Source organism: uncultured Gelidibacter sp. (genome assembly GCF_947500795.1).
In the GTDB taxonomy this organism is placed as follows: Bacteria; Bacteroidota; Bacteroidia; order Flavobacteriales; family Flavobacteriaceae; genus Gelidibacter.
In genome coordinates this window covers 175,141-194,891 of the sequence record NZ_CANMTE010000003.1, presented here as the reverse complement: position 1 = coordinate 194,891, position 19,751 = coordinate 175,141, and the positions used below count along the sequence as shown (strand labels likewise).

At 35.9% G+C, this 19,751-nt stretch carries 19 protein-coding genes; 9 read left to right on the top strand and 10 right to left on the bottom strand.

What is annotated here, in order from left to right; genetic code table 11:
* Positions 1 to 28 precede the first annotated feature (28 nt).
* The 6 genes from Q0947_RS08690 to Q0947_RS08665 all read right to left on the bottom strand — a co-directional run bounded on the left by Q0947_RS08690 (position 29) and on the right by Q0947_RS08665 (position 5,035).
* On the bottom strand, positions 29 to 388 hold the full coding sequence (locus Q0947_RS08690; RefSeq protein ID WP_299395758.1) for a MauE/DoxX family redox-associated membrane protein: 360 nt from the start codon (positions 386 to 388) through the stop codon (positions 29 to 31).
* Between the two features lie 5 nt (positions 389 to 393).
* Entirely contained in the window at positions 394 to 1,392 is a 999-nt protein-coding gene (locus tag Q0947_RS08685) for a hypothetical protein (protein ID WP_299395753.1), read from the bottom strand.
* Positions 1,393 to 1,604: 212 nt separating this feature from the next.
* Positions 1,605 to 1,931 carry a multidrug efflux SMR transporter gene (locus Q0947_RS08680; protein WP_299395749.1) on the bottom strand — a complete coding sequence of 109 codons (327 nt, stop codon included), beginning with the start codon at positions 1,929 to 1,931 and terminating at the stop codon, positions 1,605 to 1,607.
* Positions 1,932 to 1,980: 49 nt separating this feature from the next.
* Positions 1,981 to 3,222: a DEAD/DEAH box helicase gene (locus tag Q0947_RS08675; RefSeq protein ID WP_299395745.1), complete on the bottom strand. Its 1,242-nt coding sequence runs from the start codon at positions 3,220 to 3,222 to the stop codon at positions 1,981 to 1,983.
* 63 nt (positions 3,223 to 3,285) lie between these two features.
* Positions 3,286 to 3,438: an SsrA-binding protein gene (locus tag Q0947_RS08670; RefSeq protein WP_299395740.1), complete on the bottom strand. Its 153-nt coding sequence runs from the start codon at positions 3,436 to 3,438 to the stop codon at positions 3,286 to 3,288.
* A gap of 595 nt (positions 3,439 to 4,033) precedes the next feature.
* Entirely contained in the window at positions 4,034 to 5,035 is a 1,002-nt protein-coding gene (locus tag Q0947_RS08665) for a hypothetical protein (RefSeq protein ID WP_299395735.1), read from the bottom strand.
* A gap of 180 nt (positions 5,036 to 5,215) precedes the next feature.
* Between Q0947_RS08665 and Q0947_RS08660 the strand changes: the two genes are divergently transcribed.
* The 6 genes from Q0947_RS08660 to Q0947_RS08635 all read left to right on the top strand — a co-directional run bounded on the left by Q0947_RS08660 (position 5,216) and on the right by Q0947_RS08635 (position 14,216).
* Positions 5,216 to 6,169, top strand: coding sequence for a calcium/sodium antiporter (locus Q0947_RS08660; protein WP_299395731.1), 954 nt, complete (start codon positions 5,216 to 5,218; stop codon positions 6,167 to 6,169).
* 121 nt (positions 6,170 to 6,290) lie between these two features.
* Entirely contained in the window at positions 6,291 to 8,477 is a 2,187-nt protein-coding gene (locus Q0947_RS08655) for a glutamine synthetase III (protein ID WP_299395726.1), read from the top strand.
* A gap of 247 nt (positions 8,478 to 8,724) precedes the next feature.
* Entirely contained in the window at positions 8,725 to 8,874 is a 150-nt protein-coding gene (locus tag Q0947_RS08650) for a hypothetical protein (RefSeq protein WP_299395722.1), read from the top strand.
* A gap of 291 nt (positions 8,875 to 9,165) precedes the next feature.
* Entirely contained in the window at positions 9,166 to 10,344 is a 1,179-nt protein-coding gene (locus Q0947_RS08645) for an AIR synthase related protein (protein WP_299395719.1), read from the top strand.
* Between the two features lie 31 nt (positions 10,345 to 10,375).
* Positions 10,376 to 11,467, top strand: coding sequence for a DUF3078 domain-containing protein (locus Q0947_RS08640; RefSeq protein WP_299395713.1), 1,092 nt, complete (start codon positions 10,376 to 10,378; stop codon positions 11,465 to 11,467).
* Between the two features lie 196 nt (positions 11,468 to 11,663).
* On the top strand, positions 11,664 to 14,216 hold the full coding sequence (locus Q0947_RS08635; RefSeq protein ID WP_299395709.1) for an adenosylcobalamin-dependent ribonucleoside-diphosphate reductase: 2,553 nt from the start codon (positions 11,664 to 11,666) through the stop codon (positions 14,214 to 14,216).
* Between the two features lie 26 nt (positions 14,217 to 14,242).
* Here Q0947_RS08635 and Q0947_RS08630 read toward each other — a convergent pair whose 3' ends face one another.
* Positions 14,243 to 14,923: an ATP-binding cassette domain-containing protein gene (locus Q0947_RS08630; RefSeq protein WP_299395704.1), complete on the bottom strand. Its 681-nt coding sequence runs from the start codon at positions 14,921 to 14,923 to the stop codon at positions 14,243 to 14,245.
* Positions 14,924 to 15,502: 579 nt separating this feature from the next.
* On the opposite strand from Q0947_RS08630, the gene prfA reads away from it, so the two are divergent.
* From prfA to Q0947_RS08615, 3 genes are all read left to right on the top strand, one after another.
* Positions 15,503 to 16,579 (top strand): peptide chain release factor 1, encoded by a 1,077-nt coding sequence (gene prfA, locus Q0947_RS08625; RefSeq protein ID WP_299395700.1) that lies wholly within the window; start codon positions 15,503 to 15,505, stop codon positions 16,577 to 16,579.
* Positions 16,580 to 16,613: 34 nt separating this feature from the next.
* Positions 16,614 to 17,426 (top strand): orotidine-5'-phosphate decarboxylase, encoded by an 813-nt coding sequence (gene pyrF / locus Q0947_RS08620; protein WP_299395696.1) that lies wholly within the window; start codon positions 16,614 to 16,616, stop codon positions 17,424 to 17,426.
* Positions 17,427 to 17,514: 88 nt separating this feature from the next.
* Complete coding sequence (locus Q0947_RS08615; protein ID WP_299395691.1) at positions 17,515 to 18,303, top strand: ABC transporter substrate-binding protein; 789 nt, start codon at positions 17,515 to 17,517, stop codon at positions 18,301 to 18,303.
* Here the strand turns inward: Q0947_RS08615 and Q0947_RS08610 are convergent.
* The 3 genes from Q0947_RS08610 to Q0947_RS08600 all read right to left on the bottom strand — a co-directional run bounded on the left by Q0947_RS08610 (position 18,272) and on the right by Q0947_RS08600 (position 19,722).
* On the bottom strand, positions 18,272 to 18,499 hold the full coding sequence (locus tag Q0947_RS08610) for a hypothetical protein (protein WP_299395684.1): 228 nt from the start codon (positions 18,497 to 18,499) through the stop codon (positions 18,272 to 18,274). The genes Q0947_RS08615 and Q0947_RS08610 overlap by 32 nt on opposite strands.
* A gap of 76 nt (positions 18,500 to 18,575) precedes the next feature.
* Positions 18,576 to 18,779, bottom strand: a complete 204-nt coding sequence (locus Q0947_RS08605; protein ID WP_299395680.1) for a Lacal_2735 family protein — start codon at positions 18,777 to 18,779, stop codon at positions 18,576 to 18,578.
* Between the two features lie 241 nt (positions 18,780 to 19,020).
* On the bottom strand, positions 19,021 to 19,722 hold the full coding sequence (locus Q0947_RS08600; RefSeq protein ID WP_299395676.1) for a DUF4197 domain-containing protein: 702 nt from the start codon (positions 19,720 to 19,722) through the stop codon (positions 19,021 to 19,023).
* Positions 19,723 to 19,751 lie beyond the last annotated feature (29 nt).

Sequence of the window (19,751 nt, the reverse complement as noted above, 5' to 3'; positions counted from 1 at the left end):
TTCGAAGTTACTATTTTAATTGAAGAAATTAAAGCTGTAAATACCAATAGGCCCAATACATTAACGCAAATTGTAAGGGGATGCGTAGGAGTAATACCCATTGTGGAATGCCTGCGCCCGCTTTTTTGCTGGACAACATGTAAAAATGCACTAATAAAAAAACGGTAAGCATGGCGATAATTCCAGAAATGGCAACATTTTTTGAGGCTGGGAAACAGAGACCAACGCCTAACATGATTTCTGCGACACCACTTAAAGTAACCAAAAGTTTAGGGTTAGGTAAATATCTTGGCATGATGCGCAGGTACATTTTAGGTCTTATAAAATGCATCATTCCAGCAAGAATATACATTGCTGCCATAAGATAAAGATGCCAAGGGTAGGTCATAAAATTTAGTCTTTATAAACGTTATAGGTTAATCCCATTCCGTAATTGTTGAGTCCGTTTTGTAATAAAGTGGATTGGAAATCGCTTCCTTTTTCGAATCGCGTCCATTTGTTGCCATTGACAAACACACGTTTTATAAAAGTTCTGTTTTCAGATATTTCATCTGTAAAAGGAAGCAGAGGCCTGAAATTTGTTGGAATTTTTACGACACTACCATCTCTAGATTTAATTTCCTTGTATTTCTTATTTGATAGTAGTTTTCCATTTTCATCAGTATACCCTAACACTTGAAGTGAAACAAAGACACCGTTTTCTGGAATGAAAATATCTTCCTCTGACACGTCAAAAACAACAGCATCTCCACCTTTTTCTGTCGCCCTAACTACAAGTGTTTTATAGATGAGCTCTTTGCCAGGATACCCGTTTTCATTGTTGTAAAACTTCACTTTAAATAAGGTTGAAAATGGCTTTTTATCTGCATTGGAACGTTTTCGTTTTTCCCAATCTTTAGACTCTAGAGTGACAGGAAAATGAACTTTGGTGATTTTTTTCAGAGCTTCATCAGCATTGTTGAAGTACACCGCGATTTCAGATTCTATGGTTGGCAGCCAACAATGGTAATAATCATCATCTAAATAAGGTTTGATGTCTTCTACCTTAAACTTACGATCGATTTTTGCTGAGATCAGGACTTCATCTAAAGCATTCGTTTCGGTTTGCATTGGTATGATTTTTGGCAGGTTCAACGTTGCTATTTTCAACTCTTTATAGCCTAACGCAGAAATATAAAGGGTGTCAATGTCTGGATATAGTTGTCTGGTGAAGGTGAATTCGCCTTCATCATTTGCAAACAATCCATTGCCATTGTTGAAAGATACGGTTGCATAAGACACCGGATATTGTGATTGTGCATCGATTATGGTTGTTTGTGAAAAACTAAAAGTCACAAAAAACAAGGTTAATAAAGTGAGTGTAGATTTAAAAGTAATTTGGAGTACAGCCATCGAATCCTGTTGTATGTTTTATTGTTTCAGCTTAAATGCTGCTAAAAATGAATTTCAATTTTATTATTGAGGGTAATAAATCGGTATTCAAGACTTTAAAGATACAGTTATTAATAAAAAAAACGGCCAACAAAATGTTAACCGTTTAATGGATATACGTTTTAAACGCAAAACTTAGAGTTGATGTCGTTTTGTGAAAGTGGAGAATTCTGTTAGTTGGAGACAAATTTCAATCCGACGATTGAGAGAATAAGCGTTGCCAAGAAAAAAACACGCCAAAATTCTGCCGATTCTTTAAATATAAATATGCCTACCAGCACAGTACCTACCGCTCCAATGCCTGTCCATACGGCATATGCGGTGCCAATTGGGAGGGTTTTTGTCGCTTTTACCAAAAGAATCATGCTAATGGCCAAGCAGACCAAAAAACCGATGTACCACCAAGTGGCTGTAGCGCCTGAGGTTTCTTTCGCTTTGCCAAGGCAGGCGGCAAATCCAACTTCAAATAAGCCGGCTATGATTAATAGAATCCAATTCATAACAAGGTAACGTTAAAGATTTATCCTTCCGGCTACAAACTAATTACTTTTAATACCAACGTTTCTTCTTGCTTTTTGAGCCTTGACCTTTACGGCCTTTTTTATGCTTGCTGCCCGTTTTTTTAGACGTGTGGATTATTGGTTTCGCTTGCGGATCAAGAGGATAAGGATGATCGTTCTCTACCGGAATTTGAGTATTAATTAATTGCTGAATACTTTTAACATAAGGCTTTTCATCTGCCGAGCAAAACGAAAAAGAGCTTCCAAAATGTTCAGCACGACCTGTTCGTCCTATACGGTGAACATAGGTTTCAGGAACGTTGGGCATGTCAAAATTGACAACGGCATCCAATGCATCAATATCAATTCCTCGTGCGGCAACATCTGTAGCAATAAGAATATTTGCTTGGCCATGTTTGAATTTACCTAAAGCGGCCTGACGGTCGCTTTGTGTTTTATCACCATGAAAACTTTCTACTTTAAACCCGTTTTTAAGTAGTGTTTGTTCCAGTTTTTCTACGCCGAATTTAGTCCTTCTAAATATTAAAATATTTCCTTTTATGGTGTTTCTTAATAAATGGAGACAGAGCTCAATTTTATTTTGTTTTGGAACGTAATAAAGAACTTGACTCACATTTTTGGCTGCCGATGAGGTTGGGGTGACTTCAACGCGCTCTGGAGATTTTAGAATCGAATTGGCCAATTGTTCCACTTTAAAAGGCATGGTTGCTGAAAACAACAAGGTTTGTTTGTCTTCCGGACATAACCGAACAATTTTGGTGACTTCATCAATAAATCCCATATCGAGCATCAAATCAGCCTCGTCCAATACCAAGGTTTCAACATAATCTAAATTGATTTGATCTTGTTTGTGTAAATCCAACAAACGTCCTGGAGTTGCAATTACAATATCTACTCCTTTTTTAAGCAGATCAATTTGCGGCTCAATAGAAGCACCGCCAAAAACAACCATGGTTTGCAAATTGGTGTGCGTGCTGTAAGTTTTGAAATTTTGGGCAATTTGAATCGCCAGTTCTCTAGTAGGACTAATAATAAGCGCTCTAATTTTTTTACCTTTTTTAGACCCTTCCTGTTTGTCAAAAAGACGTTGCAAAATGGGTAGGGCAAAGGCAGCTGTTTTTCCAGTCCCGGTTTGGGCGGAGGCAATCACATCTTTTCCTGCTAAAACTAACGGGATTGTTTGTTCTTGTACTAAGGTTGGAGTTTCGTAACCTGATTCGGCTACTGCCTTTAAAATGGGTTTGTTGAGCTGTAAGTCCTTAAATGACATTCTTAAATATTTTCTACAAAGATAGCAGAAAATATAACGGCAAAATGTAGATGGGTTTAGGTTTTAATCGATGGCTTGTTTGGTAACATAAACGCGCCAACCAATAATGGCCATTTCTAACTTTGATGCTTTAGAAAGGTCGAGCCTTCTTTTTGAATAGCTTGGAAGTACTGCTTTGTTGATCTTTGCCAAAAATTTGAAGAAGTTTTTTTTCATGAAGATCCTAATTGAGTTAACGACAAAGATAAAAATTAAATGTGTTAAAATTAATTCTTTAGGACTAATGGTGAAACTAAGTTTAAACTCATTCTAGAACTGAGTTTGACTTAGTGTTATCTTTTACTGAATCGAGAAAATAATATCGATTATAATTTTGACAATTGTGATCATGAGCGTAGCATTTAGAAGGTTCATATATAGTGTATAATTGCAATTGTCTTTTGAAGATATATGATTTGTGAATTATTATCCAAATGCTGAGGTCATTATTAGTGAATTTGACTTCGGTTTTATAACTAAAAAAATCGGATATATTTTGAATTTTGAAGTGTTATCTATAATATTGTTTTAAATCGTAAGGTTAAAGCTGCATTAAAGTTATGTTTCGTAATATCTTAAGGGTTGAATTTGACTGGTTTTGGATTTCTAAGGTGATTTTTATCTGAAATTTGATATAAAACAGGGAGTTCATCTTTTTTTTAGAAAGCAACGGTGATCAATTGGAGGTCTAAAAAAGCAAAAGCGGAGCGGAACCATCATTTCAAATTGATTGATGTTTCCGCTCCGCTTTAAACTATAAGGTCGAAAAAGTCTAGTTTTTCTTTTTTGTCTTAATAATGATTACACCATTTTCACCCTTAGTGCCATATTTAGCGGTAGCAGCTTTGTCTTTTAAAACAGCAACAGATTCGATGTCGTCTGGGCTAATAGCTTCCATTTCTGTTTTGGTAATTTCTTTTCCTTCTAAAATGTATAAGGGTTGTTTTGCTGATTCAGAAGTTGAAGCTGTGTTTTTAAGATTTATGATAATCACGCCGTTTTTACCTTTTTGGCCATAGCTTTTCGTAGCATTCTCATTTTTTAAAACGGTTATAGATTCAATTGTATTTGGGTCTATAGTGCGCATTGCTTCGCTTGAGATTTCTTTATCGTTTAAAATGATTAATGGATTTTTTCCCTCATCGTTGAAAATCTGTTCTTTGTGATCTGTTTTTCTTATTGCCTTAGTTTTGCCATCGTCATCAATGGTGTGGATAAAATTGACTTTATCTGTTGTGTTTTGAATGAACATTGTGTCCTTGCTTGTGCTATTGGCGTTGATTTTGTTTGCAAGGATGAGGAAGGAATCCGCTTTGGAGCTGGAATTGGGCGTTGACAAATCGGTGTCTTCATTTTTATTAATTTCAATGTCTATAGTTTGACTCAATCCTGAGGTTTGGTGTTCGATGTTAATCATCTTCTGTGATGGATTGATCGAAATCTCTATGGATGGAATTACCTGCGATAGCTTTTTAGAATAGGTGCCGACTTTGCTGTTGAAGTCATAGTTGATTTCGATGCCAGTAATTTCATTCTTGGCATTGCGTTCGATATCTTTGAAAGTAATAGTAGCACCTTTTTCGGAAAGCTTCTCCGTTATAAAATTCAACTGTTTGTCCTTAGTATCTTTTGTAACAACAAATTTTAAAATGTTGTCCTTATTATTTAGAGTAGATGCTGAGTCGTTAGTTGAAGTTTTCTGGGCAATTGTTTCATTGTTAAACGTGAATGCCACCAATAAAGAAACAATAATGCTGTATTTCCTAATATTCATAAGGTTCGAATTTTATAGGTGTAATATAAGGATTCCTTTTTTATTGTTGATTTTCTATCATGTTGACACTAATTAGTTTTATCAAGTGATTTATGGCCTTGGTTCAATAATTTCAAGATTCATAATCCATAATCCTTTACACATAATGTGAATATAGTATCTTCGCAAAAAAAAATAATTATGAGTTTTGTTTGGGTCATTTTAGGATTAATTCTCTTGGTTGTAGGTGGTGAGTTTTTAGTGCGCTCTTCAGTAGCGCTATCATTTAAATTCAATATTTCCAAGTTGGTTATTGGTATGACCGTGGTGTCTTTTGCGACTTCGGCTCCAGAGCTTTTGGTGAGTTTACAGGCGGCATTGGATGGATCGTCAGATATTTCCTTAGGAAACGTTATAGGTTCAAACATTGCTAATATTGGATTGGTATTGGGGATAACGGCGCTGATTTCGCCATTAGGAGTGGATAAGAATTTCTATAAACTCAATTGGCCAATGATGATGTTGCTCTCCATTGTGCTCTATTTTATGTTACAGAGTGGTAATGTGCTGGACCGATGGGAAGGTGCGGCCTTACTGATTTCTATTATAATTTTTCTAATAGTGTTAATCCAACGTTCAAGGAAAGAAGCCAATGTAGAGATTGATGATGTTGATGATACTTTGCAGGTGACTTCAGGTTTTAAAATTACTATTTGGCTGCTCATAGGTGGTTTGGCACTTTATTATGGAAGTGAATGGTTGGTTTTTGGTGCTAAAGAAATGGCTCTTTCGTTTGGCGTTAGTGAACGTGTCATTTCTGTAACGATGGTGGCTATTGGGACGAGTGTACCTGAATTGGCAGCATCTGTTATTGCAGCTTTAAAAAAGGAGAAAGCTATTTCTTTAGGGAACTTAATTGGGTCTAATATTTTTAATATCGCTTCCGTACTCGGAATTACTGCCATTATCCAGCCTATTGCAGTCAATAATCCTAAAATATTGGGCAGTGATATGATTTGGATGATTGCTTTTGCCTTCATATTAATTCCTATGATCTTTTTACCAAAGAAACTTGAATTAGGGAGACTGAAAGGTTTTATCTTATTAGCGGCCTATCTCATTTTTGTATTTCTTGCTTTCTACATCGAAAATTAGAGGGGTTATAATTGCGAATCTCATAATTTTTATCATCAGACCCTATTTTTTTTAGGGTGGTTAGTTGAGTTGAATACTTTTTTTATACTTTTGTTGCATAATTTTAATAAAACCCATAATTATGTCAACTCTACGTTTCCACGCAATTAAGAAAACTCTCGATCGAAAACCGATTCATATTGAAGAAAAGGAAAGGCGTTCCGAACTTTTTGGAAGGAATGTTTTTAATGAGGCTACCATGCGTCAGTTTCTGACAAAAGAAGCTTTTAACAGTGTTATGGCTGCTATTGAAAACGGTACTAAAATTGACCGTTCAGTAGCTGATCATATTTCTACAGGAATGAAGGAGTGGGCTATTTCTAAAGGCGCTACGCATTACACGCACTGGTTTCAGCCATTAACAGGTTCTACCGCTGAAAAGCATGATGCCTTTTTTGAAACTATCGGAAACGGATTGGCAATTGAAAAATTTGGGGGTTCTCAATTAGTGCAGCAAGAGCCTGATGCTTCAAGCTTTCCAAATGGAGGTATTAGAAACACCTTTGAAGCACGAGGTTACACGGCATGGGATCCAACTTCTCCAGCATTTATATATGGAACGGCATTATGTATTCCAACAGTATTTGTTTCTTATACAGGTGAAGCGCTAGATTATAAAACACCTTTGTTAAGAGCTTTATACGCCATGGATACTGCGGCAGTAGCGGTGTGTAAATATTTTGACAAGAATGTTAGAAAAGTGAACACATCTTTGGGTTGGGAACAGGAATATTTTTTAATTGATAGTGCCTTGGCGGCGTCAAGACCTGACATAGTGCAGACTGGCCGTACCTTATTAGGCCATTCGGCTGCAAAAGGACAACAGTTGGATGATCATTACTTCGGATCAATTCCTGCAAGAGCGTTGGCTTTTATGAGAGATTTGGAGACCGAATGTATGCTGTTGGGGATTCCTGTTAAGACAAGGCATAATGAAGTTGCTCCAAACCAATTTGAGTTGGCACCTATATATGATGAAGCTAATTTAGCGGTAGATCACAACTCGCTATTGATGGATGTGATGGATAAGGTTTCTGAGCGTCACAATTTCAAAGTGTTGTTTCATGAAAAACCGTTTGCAGGTGTAAATGGTTCAGGAAAGCATAACAACTGGAGTTTGTCTACGGATACTGGTGTTAATTTATTGGGTCCAGGAAAGACGCCAATGAGTAATTTGCAGTTTTTAACCTTCTTCATCAATACGATTAAGGCTGTTAATGATAATGAGGAGTTGTTGCGTGCGGCTATAGCATCGGCAGGTAACGATCATCGTTTAGGAGCAAATGAGGCGCCACCGGCAATTATGTCGATTTTTATTGGTGAGCAATTGACCAACGTGTTGAACGAATTGGAAAATGTAACTGACGGAAAATTATCTCCGGAAGAGAAAACAGATCTAAAATTAAATGTGGTTGGTAAAATTCCTGATGTATTATTGGATAATACGGATAGAAATAGAACGTCTCCTTTTGCCTTTACTGGAAATAAATTCGAATTTAGAGCTGTAGGTTCAACTGCTAACTGTGCAAATCCGATTACGGTTTTAAATACCATCGTTGCAAAACAATTGACAGATTTTAAAGTTGAGGTTGATAAATTGATCCTTAAAAAGGAGATGAAAAAGGATGATGCCATCTTTAATGTGTTACGTGAATACATCAAACATTCTAAGAAAATATTATTTGAAGGCAACGGATACGGTGAAGCTTGGGAAAAAGAAGCTAAAAAACGTGGACTTAGTAACCATAGAACAACTCCAGAAGCATTGAAAGCTAAGGTTTCTAAGAAGGCAATAGCGCTTTTTGAGGAAATGGGTGTAATGAATAAGGTGGAATCTGAAGCACGCTATGAAATTGAAATGGAAGATTATGTGATGCGTATTCAAATTGAAGGACGTGTGCTTGGTGATATTGCTCGTAATCATATTGTGCCAATTGCGGTTCAATACCAAAACAGATTGATTAAGAACGTTGTTGGGTTAAAGGAAATCTACGGATCAGAGTATAAGAAGTTCGCTCAAGAGCAGCTGAATTTAATTGAGGCTATTTCAGGACATATTTCATCTATCAATTCTGATGTTACTAAAATGACTGATGAAAGAAGAACGGCTAATCTTTTAACTGATTTCGAGCAGAAAGCTCACGATTACTGCAATAAGGTAAAACCTCTTTTTGATAGTATTCGCTACCACTGTGATAAATTGGAATTAATGGTTGATGATGAAATTTGGCCAATGACAAAATACCGTGAATTATTGTTTACCAACTAATTTAAAGGATAGCAAAATATAAATCGTAGAAAACCTCTTTTTAGAGGTTTTTTGCATTTTAGATGGTTTGTTTTGAGTCAATTATACGTACAAATACGTATCCTATTAAAAATTAAAATGCAGTTCATCTTATAATAATGCATCTAGTCGAAATTACTGAAAAAGTAGGAAAATATGGTCTTAGATATTGTTAATCAGCAGGTTATTTTTCATATCTTCGTAGAGCTATTAATCAATAATTATCAAGATGAAAAAACTAATACTAAGCTTTGCGGCATTGGCATTTGCTACTTATTTGTTTTCTCAGGATGATTCAAGTAATGCTACAGAAAATGATAAATATTCTGCAGTTATTATTCAGGATGGATTTCATAACGATGCCCAACTCCTAAAATAGGACAAGATAATTCTAACGAAATTTCATTTTTAATCTTACAGAGAAAACTGTGCAAAGGACAGCTAATTTAAAATTAGCTGTCCTTTTTAATTTTAAAGGATTTTGATTTCTGAAATAGGATTGACAGGTGTTTTTAAAAACCAATAGGAAAGGTTTAAATTGTCTTTTTGCCGCTAATGGTTGCGTAAATTATTTTGATTTCTTCATTTTTCCACAATCAGAGGGAATTCAAATCTGAATATCGGGGAAAACTAAAATACAATCCTTATTTTTGTAAATCCAATTAAAGTTATGAGTCAAGACGTAAGTAAAAGGTATGCGCAAAGAGGTGTTTCAGCTTCTAAGGAAGATGTGCACAATGCGATTAAAAACATTGATAAAGGTCTGTTTCCACAGGCATTTTGTAAAATAGTTCCAGATTATCTCACTAATGATGACGATTACTGCCTTATTATGCATGCAGATGGTGCCGGTACAAAATCGTCTTTGGCGTATATGTACTGGAAAGAAACGGGTGATGTTTCTGTATGGAAAGGAATCGCTCAGGATGCATTGATCATGAATATTGATGATTTGCTCTGTGTAGGTGCTACTGACAACATCATGCTTTCGTCTACAATTGGTAGAAATAAGAATTTAATTCCAGGTGAAGTCATTTCTGCTATCATAAATGGTACAGAAGAATTGATTGCCGAATTGAAAACTTTTGGTGTGACCATTCATTCAACTGGAGGAGAAACGGCAGATGTAGGCGATTTGGTAAGAACCATCATTGTGGATTCTACCGTTACAGCGCGTATGAAGCGTTCTGACGTAATTGATAACGCCAATATCAAAGCTGGTGATGTCATAGTAGGATTGTCTTCTTCAGGGCAAGCGAGCTATGAAACTGAGTATAATGGCGGTATGGGTAGTAATGGACTCACCTCTGCACGTCACGATGTTTTTCATAAATATTTAGCTGAAAAGTTTCCAGAGAGTTTTGACGCGTCTGTGCCTAAGGATTTGGTATATTCGGGTAACGTAAAATTGACGGATGCTGTTGAAGGCTCGCCAATTGATGCTGGTAAGCTGGTGCTTTCGCCAACACGTACGTATGCGCCAATAATAAATAAGATTTTATCCAAGTACAATTCTGAAGATATTCATGGAATGGTACATTGTAGTGGTGGCGCTCAGACCAAGATTCTTCACTTTGTAGATCATCTTCACATCGTAAAAGATAATTTATTCCCAATTCCTCCGTTATTTAAGCTGATACAGGAGCAGTCCAATACCAATTGGAAGGAAATGTATCAAGTGTTCAACTGCGGTCACCGTATGGAGCTGTATGTGTCGCCAAGCATTGCGGAAGATGTGATAGCCATATCAAAGTCTTTTAATGTAGACGCTCAAATAGTGGGTAGGGTGGAAAGTTCTGAGAAAAAGCAGTTGACCATAAAAAGTGAATTTGGAGAGTTTCAATATTAAACCCTAGTCGAACCTATTAAATGCCTACTTAATGAGAAAAATATTAATGATGAGCATAGCGGTGTTGCTATGTCAATTTTTAAACGCTCAAGTAATTGTTCAGGAGAGGGATTCTCTGGCTGTTGCAAAAGCAGATTCATTAGTTAGGGCAAAGGCAATGTTGAAAGCGGCGGAAAAGGCGAACGCCCTGGCTATCGATTTAGCTGTAGCGAGAGCAAAGATTATTGCGCAATATAAAGCCGACTCTTTAGCGGCTATAGAAAAGCCAAAGTGGGTTCAAAAGAACAGAGCCAGTGTTGATATTAGTGAGGTTACTTTTGTTAACTGGAACTCGGGAGGTAGTAATTCTATTTCTGCATTGTTAGGTTTAAACTCTTCGTTAAATTATAAATACAAGAATTTTTATTGGGGTAATAAAGGGAAGATTCGGTATGGTGTCCATAAACAGGAGAATCAAAAACTGAGAAAAACTGAGGATATTATCGAGTTTGACTCTAATATGGGTTATCGAAAAGATTCTTTGACCAATTGGTTCTTTTCCGCACAATTCAATTTTAAAACCCAATTTACCAATGGTTATAAATATCCTGATCGTGACAGGGCTATTTCGAAGTTTTTAGCTCCTGGGTATATGTTTGTTGGAGGTGGTGCTGAATATGGTAAGGATATGGAGAAGTTTTCCTTTTACTTTTCACCATTAACAGTTAAGACCACCTTTGTGTTAGACCAAGCTTTGGCAGATAAAGGGGCCTTTGGTGTTGAACCGGCTGTTTTTGATGAGGAAGGAAATATGATCAGAAGAGGGCAGACTTCAAGGAATGAAATTGGAATATTAGTCACTAATTATTTTGAAACAGGAATTTTTGAAAATATTAATATGTCCAGTAAGGCGAGTTTGTATACAGACTATTTGAACAGTTTTGGAAATATTGATGTGGATTGGTTGGTTAATTTCGACTTTAAGGTCAATCAATATGTAAAAGCTTCCTTAGGATCGCACCTAAAATATGATGACGATATCAAAATATTGGTCCCTACAGATGAGAAAGATAAGTATGTTGAGAACGGTGCTAAGGTGCAGTGGAAGCAGATTTTAGGCATCGGTGTGGCTCTTAATTTCTAAATCGAATAAACCAATTTTAATTGTAAAATCTTGTTAACTTTTTAATGTTGATAAATCGATAAATTATTGATTATCAATGTTTTATCTTCTATTTTTTGTCAACTATGTGATTTGGGTCATGTTTGAAGTTGTTTATTTTTTGTTACTTTACACTTTCAAATAAATATTGTTTCACAACTTATAAACCACAAATTAAATGAAAGTTGACACTCTTATCTCTCCAACAACTATCTACACTCAAGACGAAGCTTTCGAAGCGGCATTAGAATACTTCAAAGGTGATGATTTGGCTGCAAGAGTTTGGTTAAATAAATATGCCCTGAAGGATTCTGACGGTAATATTTATGAATCTACACCAAACGCTATGCATACGCGAATTGCAAAAGAAATTGCCCGTGTAGAATCGAAATATGAAAATCCAATGACAGAACAGGAAGTTTTTGACCTGATCAAGGATTTTAAATATATCGTCCCGCAAGGTAGTCCGATGGCAGGGATTGGAAACCCATTTCAAATTGCTTCGCTTTCCAACTGTTTCGTAATTGGAAATCCTGGTAATTCTGATTCTTATGGTGGCATAATGAAAATTGATCAGGAGCAAGTTCAATTAATGAAACGTCGTGGTGGTGTGGGCCATGATTTATCACATATCCGTCCAAAAAGTTCGCCTGTAAAAAATTCGGCATTGACATCTACGGGAATTGTTCCGTTTATGGAGCGTTATTCAAATTCTACCAGAGAGGTTGCTCAAGATGGTCGTAGAGGTGCATTAATGTTGTCAGTTTCTATTAATCATCCGGATGCTGAAGATTTTATTGATGCGAAATTAGAGCAGGGGAAAGTGACAGGTGCTAACGTTTCTGTTAGAATCGATGACGATTTTATGAGAGCTGTTAAAACCAACAGTCATTACACTCAAAAGTATCCTATTTTCAGTGATGAGCCTAAGTTTTCAAAAACGATTGATGCGAATGGTATCTGGAAGAAAATCGTTCATAACGCATGGAAATCGGCTGAACCTGGTATCTTATTTTGGGATACAATTATCAATGAATCGGTACCAGATTGTTACGCTGATTTAGGATATAAAACGGTTTCTACCAATCCATGTGGGGAAATTCCATTGTGTCCTTATGATTCTTGTAGATTATTGGCCATCAATTTATTCTCTTATGTAGAGCAGCCGTTTACGAAAGACGCTAAATTCAATTTTGAGCTTTTCAAAAAACACGTGGGGTATGCACAGCGTATCATGGATGATATTATTGATCTTGAATTAGAGAAAATCGATGGTATTTTACAAAAAATTGATGCAGATCCTGAAGGAGATGAGGTTAAAGCAATTGAGAGAAATCTTTGGGTAAATATCAGAACAAAAGCTGAAGAGGGTAGAAGAACAGGAGTTGGTATTACTGCAGAAGGTGATATGCTGGCTGCTTTGGGCATTCAATATGGTAGTATAGAAGGCAATGAGTTTTCTGTTGAAGTCCATAAAACATTAGCACTTGCTGCATATCGTTCGTCAGTTGATTTAGCGAAAGAACGTGGTGCTTTTGCATTTTTTGATATCGAACGTGAGAAAAACAATCCGTTTATTCAGCGATTAAGAGATGCTGATGAGAAATTATATTATGACATGTCCGAATATGGTCGTCGTAACATTGCACTATTGACTATTGCTCCTACAGGAACAACAAGTTTGATGACGCAAACCTCTTCAGGTATTGAGCCTGTATTTATGCCAGTTTACAAAAGACGTCGTAAAGTGAATCCTAACGATAAGGAAATACGTGTGGATTTTGTGGATGAAGTTGGAGATTCTTGGGAAGAATATGTTGTATTCCACCACCGATTCAAACAATGGATGGAAGTCAATGGTTTTGACCTTACAAAAAATTACGGTCAGAAAGAATTGGATATGTTGATTAAAAAATCACCGTATTACAAAGCAACATCTAATGATGTGGACTGGATGAGCAAGGTGTCTATGCAAGGTGCGGTTCAAAAATGGGTAGATCACTCTATCAGTGTGACCATCAACTTGCCAAACGACGCGACTGAAGAGTTGGTTGGAAAGTTGTATATGGAAGCTTGGGAAGCAGGTTGTAAAGGTGTTACCGTTTATAGAGATGGTTCAAGATCTGGTGTGTTGATTTCAAATGACGAAAAGAAAGAAGAAGAGCACGACACGTTGACCACGTTCCCTACAAAACGTCCTCAAGTCTTAAATGCTGATGTGGTAAGATTCCAAAATAATAAGGAAAAATGGATTGCCTTTATCGGATTGATCGATGGGAAACCTTATGAAATCTTCACTGGTCTTGCTGATGATGAAGATGGTATTTTAATTCCGCGTTGGGCTAATGAAGGTGTGATCATTAAAAATAGAAATGAAGATGGTAGCTCTCGTTATGATTTCCAATACAAAAATATCAGAGGCTATAAAACAACAATTGAAGGGCTTTCCCATAAGTTTGACCCTGAATACTGGAACTATGCTAAATTGATCTCAAGTACATTGCGTCATGGAATGCCAATTGATAAAATTGTAGACTTAATTAACAGTTTGCAATTGGATACAGAGTCTATCAACACTTGGAAAAATGGTGTAGTAAGAGCGTTAAAACGTTATGTTGAAGATGGAACTCAAGTAAAAGGACAGACTTGTAGTAACTGTAATTCAGAAAATCTTATTTATCAAGAAGGGTGTTTAACCTGTAAAGATTGTGGATCTTCTAAATGCGGATAAACATCTAATGAATATGAAAAAGGAGGCTAATGGCCTCCTTTTTTTGTTTTTAAGGTATCCATATTCAAATAATTGTAATCTTCGAGCTCTTCCAGGACAGTGATTTTTTTGGTGCAATTATTTTGTAATAGATAAAGCGTATCGCATATGTCGATGACGTCTCTGTAATAATGGTCAGTAATTACTATGGCTTTGGTTGATTTTTCAGCTATTATGAGCTGTTTTATCTTCTCTACATACAATGGCGCAATATTCGAAAAAGGTTCGTCCAGTAACACCATGTCACTCTGTTGTTTTAAAACGGCATAAGTTTCAATCACTCGGCGTTCTCCTCCCGAAATTGAATTCATTTTCGAATTATAATATTGTGAAAAGTTCTCGAAATAATCTACAAATTCATTCCAGTCCAATTGCAAAAGGCTAAACAGCGTTTTGATTTTCAGCTGACTTGGGATTAGTTCATGTTGTGGCAAATACACGATGTTGCCTTGTGAATAAAACGGTTTTAATAAGGGTTTCCCGTCAAGCTTTATAAATTTATATTTAGGTTGTAAGGAGCCAAACAGAATCTGTAACAAACAACTCTTTCCAGAACCATTTCGTCCTAAAATCCCAACGATAGTCCCGGTTTCGGCTTTAAGGTAGACGCCATTTAAAATACGCCGACTGTTGAAATTCAATTCAACACTGTCCAATTCGATAATCATACAAACGCTTTCATTAGAAGCAGAAAGGTAATTGTTATGGCTATATCAATAATAAAAAGTGTAGAAAAAAGGCGCCATGTTGAAATTCCTAGATTTTTGTAAAAGATCAGCTTTCGCTTGGCACTGGTTTCATGGACCATATACCAAACAAATAAGGTTAAAAGGAGTTTCGTTATAATGCTTGGTAAAATATACGGATTGAAGATTATGATCAGGATATTGACCGCCATTGACCATAAAAAGAATGGTTTATAAAATAAAAATATGGCTCCCAAGCGCTGCATCATAAGTCGTAAACGAATTTATTAATTATTTATTTCAGTGAACTATCGTCCTCTAAATCATCAAAAAGATTAAGTGGCAGCTGTGGTTTAATTGGATTGCTCAGTTAAATATAACTAATATAAGACTTGATTTTATCGATTCATTTTCAAATTTATAATATAAATCGCTCGTTTTTAGGCTGCGTTTAATCTTTATCAATTAGCGACAGTATCCTCTTTTTCTTTGGTCAGTAATGAAAATTCCTTATTTAGAATTAAGAAATTATCGTACTTTTGCATCACAATTAAACCATACATGTTAGACAAATTACAAATAATAAAGCAGCGTTTTGATGAGGTCAGCGATTTAATTATCCAGCCAGATATCATGACAGATCAAAAGCGTTACGTTGAACTAAATAAAGAGTATAAAGAATTGCGCAAACTCATGGATAAGCGCGAGGAATATTTAGAGTTGACTAACAATTTGTCTGAAGCGCAGGAGATTTTGGATGATGGCAGCGATCCAGAAATGGTGGAAATGGCCAAAATGCAATATGATGAAGCGAAAGAAGGTATTCCAAAATTGGAAGAGGAAATCCGTTTCTTGTTGATTCCTAGAGATCCTGAGGATACTAAAAATGCCGTTATGGAACTTCGTGCAGGTACAGGTGGTGATGAGGCGAGTATTTTTGCTGGAGATTTGTTTAGAATGTATTCTAAATATTGCGAAAGTAAAGGTTGGAAAGTTGATGTAGTGGATTATAGTGAAGGTACCAACGGTGGTTATAAGGAGATTCAATTTGAGGTTTCTGGTGATGATGTGTACGGAACTTTAAAGTTTGAAGCAGGTGTGCATCGTGTACAACGTGTACCGCAAACGGAAACTCAAGGACGTGTGCATACGAGTGCTGCAACGGTGATGGTGTTCCCGGAAGCTGAAGAGTTTGATGTAGAAATCAACCCGAAAGATGTGCGTATTGACTTCTTCTGTTCTTCAGGTCCAGGTGGTCAGTCTGTAAATACAACCTATTCTGCAGTACGTTTAACGCATATTCCAACAGGTTTGGTAGCGCAATGTCAAGATCAAAAATCGCAGCATAAAAATAAAGAGAAGGCATTTAAAGTATTGCGTTCACGTTTATACGACATGGAACTTGCAAAGAAAAATGCTGAAGATGCTGAGAAACGTGGTTCTATGGTGACTTCTGGAGATAGAAGTGCTAAAATTAGAACGTATAACTATTCGCAAGGACGTGTTACTGATCATAGAATTGGTTTAACACTCTACGATTTAGGAAATATCGTTAACGGAGATATACAGCGTATTATTGACGAGCTTCAATTGGCTGAAAACACTCAGAAGTTAAAAGCAAACACTGATATAATTTAAAATAACAGCCTCTATTTGGAGGCTTTTTTATTGTATGACAACACAACAACTCATTGCGGAAATTCAAAAAAAGAAATCGTTCCTATGTATTGGATTAGATGTCGATTTAGAAAAAATTCCGCAGCATCTATTGGCTGAAGAAGATCCTATTTTTGAGTTCAATAAAGCAATTATCGATGCAACACATCATTTATGCGTAGCCTATAAACCAAATACCGCATTTTATGAAGCGTATGGATTAAAAGGATGGAAATCTTTGGAGAAAACGATACAATATCTAAATCAAAACCATCCGGAAATTTTTACAATTGCCGATGCTAAACGTGGTGATATTGGAAATACAAGTCGCATGTACGCAAAAGCATTTTTAGAAGATTTAGGATTTGATAGCGTTACCGTGGCGCCGTATATGGGTAAAGATTCTGTAGAGCCATTTTTGGAGTTTGAAGATAAACACACCATTCTTTTAGCCTTGACTTCCAATGAAGGTGCATTCGATTTTCAAACAAAAAATATTGGAGGTAAAGAAGTGTATAAACACGTTTTAGAAACTTCAAAATCTTGGAAGAATTCTGAGAATCTTATGTATGTTGTAGGTGCTACCAAAGCAGAGTATTTGGCAGAGATCAGAACAATTATTCCTAACAGCTTTTTATTAGTTCCTGGCGTTGGAGCACAAGGTGGAAATCTTCAAGACGTATGCAAATATGGAATGAATGATAGTGTAGGTCTGTTGATCAACTCTTCACGAGGTATTATCTATGCTTCAAATAGCGAGAATTATGCTGAAGCCGCTGCAGAAAAAGCAAAAGAACTTCAATTGGAAATGTCTGAGATTTTGGGTTAACTAATCTGCTTAACTTTTGAGCTTTCTTTGAGTTTTCAGTTGATTACATTGTTTGTCAGAGATTCAAATGCTTTTTAGGATTCAAAATATGAAAGATCAACTCGAAAGACCTATCCATTTAGATAGCACTCCAAAACGGATTGTTTCTTTAGTGCCTTCCGAAACGGAGTTATTGGTCGATTTAGGTCTCGAGGAAGCCATCGTTGGTATTACGAAATTCTGTGTTCATCCCGTTCATCTTATTAAAGAGAAGACAATTGTTGGTGGTACAAAACAAGTTCATTTTGATAAGATAAAAGCCCTGCAACCAGATATTATACTCTGTAATAAGGAAGAAAACACACAGGAAATGGTTCAGGAGTTGGCAAAAATAGCACCTGTACATATTAGTGATGTTAATACTATTGAGGATGCTTTAGAATTGATAGCGCAATATGGTCTGCTTTTTTCAAAAGAGGATCGCGCTACTTCAATGATCAAGGAAATAACTGAAAAAAGACGTGATTTTAGTGGATTTATCAAAGAAAAAACTAAGCGGACTACAGCTTATTTTATCTGGAAGAAACCATGGATGGTTGCTGCAAAAAACACCTTTATCAATGAGCTGTTGCGAGAGAACGGATTAGTAAATTACTTTGGAGACAAGGAACGCTATCCGGAAGTTGTACTCAACGAAGCACATCCAGAAGATGCTGATCTTGTTCTATTGTCTAGCGAGCCATTTCCGTTTAAAGAAGAACATATACCTAAGGTACAAGCGTACTTTCCCAATGCCACTGTAGTTATTGTGGACGGAGAAATGTTTTCATGGTATGGATCTCGATTGTTAAAGTCGTTTGATTATTTTAAAACGCTACATCAACATCATTTGAATTAGAGTTTTTCAAATTCAAAATAATCTTTCTCAATTTCGAAGCCTCATGGTATAAAAAGTCACTTAAACTTGCATCAGTTTGTATCAAGTTATAAGCTTCTTCTGTGAATCTTAAATAGTTGTTTTCTACTTCTTTTAAATTCACCACCTCATTCAGGCTAAATTTAATTTTTCCGACTTTACAAAAATGTGTATTCATAATTATTTGATTTAAACTATAGATACGTTTGTGCAACCGCTTAAGGATGTGTTTGTAAAGTTAAATATTTGGTAAATTATCCAAGTGTCCTAGGACGTGAAGCTTCTCTATTTAAATATTTTAGGCGGTTCAGTTTATTTAAAAGCTTAATCGCTTTATATTCTGAAATATCACTTAAAGCGTGATCAGTCTGACGGAGGTTATAGGCCTGTTCAACAAGTTGCTTATAACGCGTTTGTAGTTTAATTTGGTGTGTTTTAATCTCCATTAAATTTTTCATGACTACAAATGTTTATAACCTAAATATATCTAAAAATGTGATTCGCAGCATGTTAAATTTTCAAAAAGTTTATAAAAAAAGCCGATTTATTAAATAAACCGGCCTTGGACTAATTTCTAACTAACTCTTAAATAGCCATTTTGATGTTAACAAAGCATACTTTTAATGGCATTGCAAAATTAGTTTGTTTAAAAAGTTTTAATGTTAAGACATCATTAGTATATCATTAAGTTCAAGATTTTTAATCTTGTAGCGCAAATACTCTTCGCAATAAATCTGTAGTTCTCGCGCCAACTTTATTTCTGATTTCTTTCTCTTCAACAGAAATCATTGTGTAGACACCTTTTAACGCTTCCTGAGTAACATAATCCGTCAAATTAGGATTGACATCATTCGTAAATGGAATCGCATTGTATCTATTGATAAGGTTTTCCCAGACTTTATCTGCACCTACTTTTGTAAATGAATTATTGATGACTGGGTGAAATTTATCATATAAAGACGTCTGAGTTTTTGAGGTAAGATATTGCGTTGCAGCATCGTCAGTTCCCATAAGAATATTTCTAGCGTCTGCAAAAGTGATTTCTTTAACCGCATTCACAAAAATTGGAGTCGCTTCCTTAACGGCATCCTCAGCAGCTCTATTCAATACCTTTAAACCTTCATCTGCTAAACTGCTCAAACCAATATCGCGCAAGCCTTTATCTACTTTTTGCAATTCGGCAGGCAATAAAATTTTTACCAAATCATTTTTATAAAAACCATCTGTTTTGGTAAGTTTCGTTACTTGTTTTTCAATACCCAAATCGAGAGCCTGTCTTAAACCCATGGCAATATCTGTGTTTAAAACACCACCTTGAGGCAATGAGTCAACCACACTTTGCAATTCCGCACAGGAGTTCATAGTAAAGATGGCAAATAAAATAAATAGAGATTTTTTCATAATAGTTTTTTTAGTGAGTTCAAAAATAA

Coding starts and splice junctions, on each gene's coding strand:
- Q0947_RS08600 (WP_299395676.1), bottom strand. CDS start 19,722: ATGAAAAAATCTCTATTTATTTTATTTGCCATCTTTACTATGAACTCC.
- Q0947_RS08690 (WP_299395758.1), bottom strand. CDS start 388: ATGACCTACCCTTGGCATCTTTATCTTATGGCAGCAATGTATATTCTT.
- Q0947_RS08665 (WP_299395735.1), bottom strand. CDS start 5,035: ATGAATATTAGGAAATACAGCATTATTGTTTCTTTATTGGTGGCATTC.
- Q0947_RS08655 (WP_299395726.1), top strand. CDS start 6,291: ATGTCAACTCTACGTTTCCACGCAATTAAGAAAACTCTCGATCGAAAA.
- Q0947_RS08675 (WP_299395745.1), bottom strand. CDS start 3,222: ATGTCATTTAAGGACTTACAGCTCAACAAACCCATTTTAAAGGCAGTA.
- Q0947_RS08615 (WP_299395691.1), top strand. CDS start 17,515: ATGAAAGATCAACTCGAAAGACCTATCCATTTAGATAGCACTCCAAAA.
- Q0947_RS08680 (WP_299395749.1), bottom strand. CDS start 1,931: ATGAATTGGATTCTATTAATCATAGCCGGCTTATTTGAAGTTGGATTT.
- Q0947_RS08605 (WP_299395680.1), bottom strand. CDS start 18,779: ATGAAAAATTTAATGGAGATTAAAACACACCAAATTAAACTACAAACG.
- prfA (WP_299395700.1), top strand. CDS start 15,503: ATGTTAGACAAATTACAAATAATAAAGCAGCGTTTTGATGAGGTCAGC.
- Q0947_RS08610 (WP_299395684.1), bottom strand. CDS start 18,499: ATGAATACACATTTTTGTAAAGTCGGAAAAATTAAATTTAGCCTGAAT.
- Q0947_RS08650 (WP_299395722.1), top strand. CDS start 8,725: ATGAAAAAACTAATACTAAGCTTTGCGGCATTGGCATTTGCTACTTAT.
- pyrF (WP_299395696.1), top strand. CDS start 16,614: ATGACAACACAACAACTCATTGCGGAAATTCAAAAAAAGAAATCGTTC.
- Q0947_RS08670 (WP_299395740.1), bottom strand. CDS start 3,438: ATGAAAAAAAACTTCTTCAAATTTTTGGCAAAGATCAACAAAGCAGTA.
- Q0947_RS08630 (WP_299395704.1), bottom strand. CDS start 14,923: ATGATTATCGAATTGGACAGTGTTGAATTGAATTTCAACAGTCGGCGT.
- Q0947_RS08660 (WP_299395731.1), top strand. CDS start 5,216: ATGAGTTTTGTTTGGGTCATTTTAGGATTAATTCTCTTGGTTGTAGGT.
- Q0947_RS08685 (WP_299395753.1), bottom strand. CDS start 1,392: ATGGCTGTACTCCAAATTACTTTTAAATCTACACTCACTTTATTAACC.
- Q0947_RS08635 (WP_299395709.1), top strand. CDS start 11,664: ATGAAAGTTGACACTCTTATCTCTCCAACAACTATCTACACTCAAGAC.
- Q0947_RS08640 (WP_299395713.1), top strand. CDS start 10,376: ATGAGAAAAATATTAATGATGAGCATAGCGGTGTTGCTATGTCAATTT.
- Q0947_RS08645 (WP_299395719.1), top strand. CDS start 9,166: ATGAGTCAAGACGTAAGTAAAAGGTATGCGCAAAGAGGTGTTTCAGCT.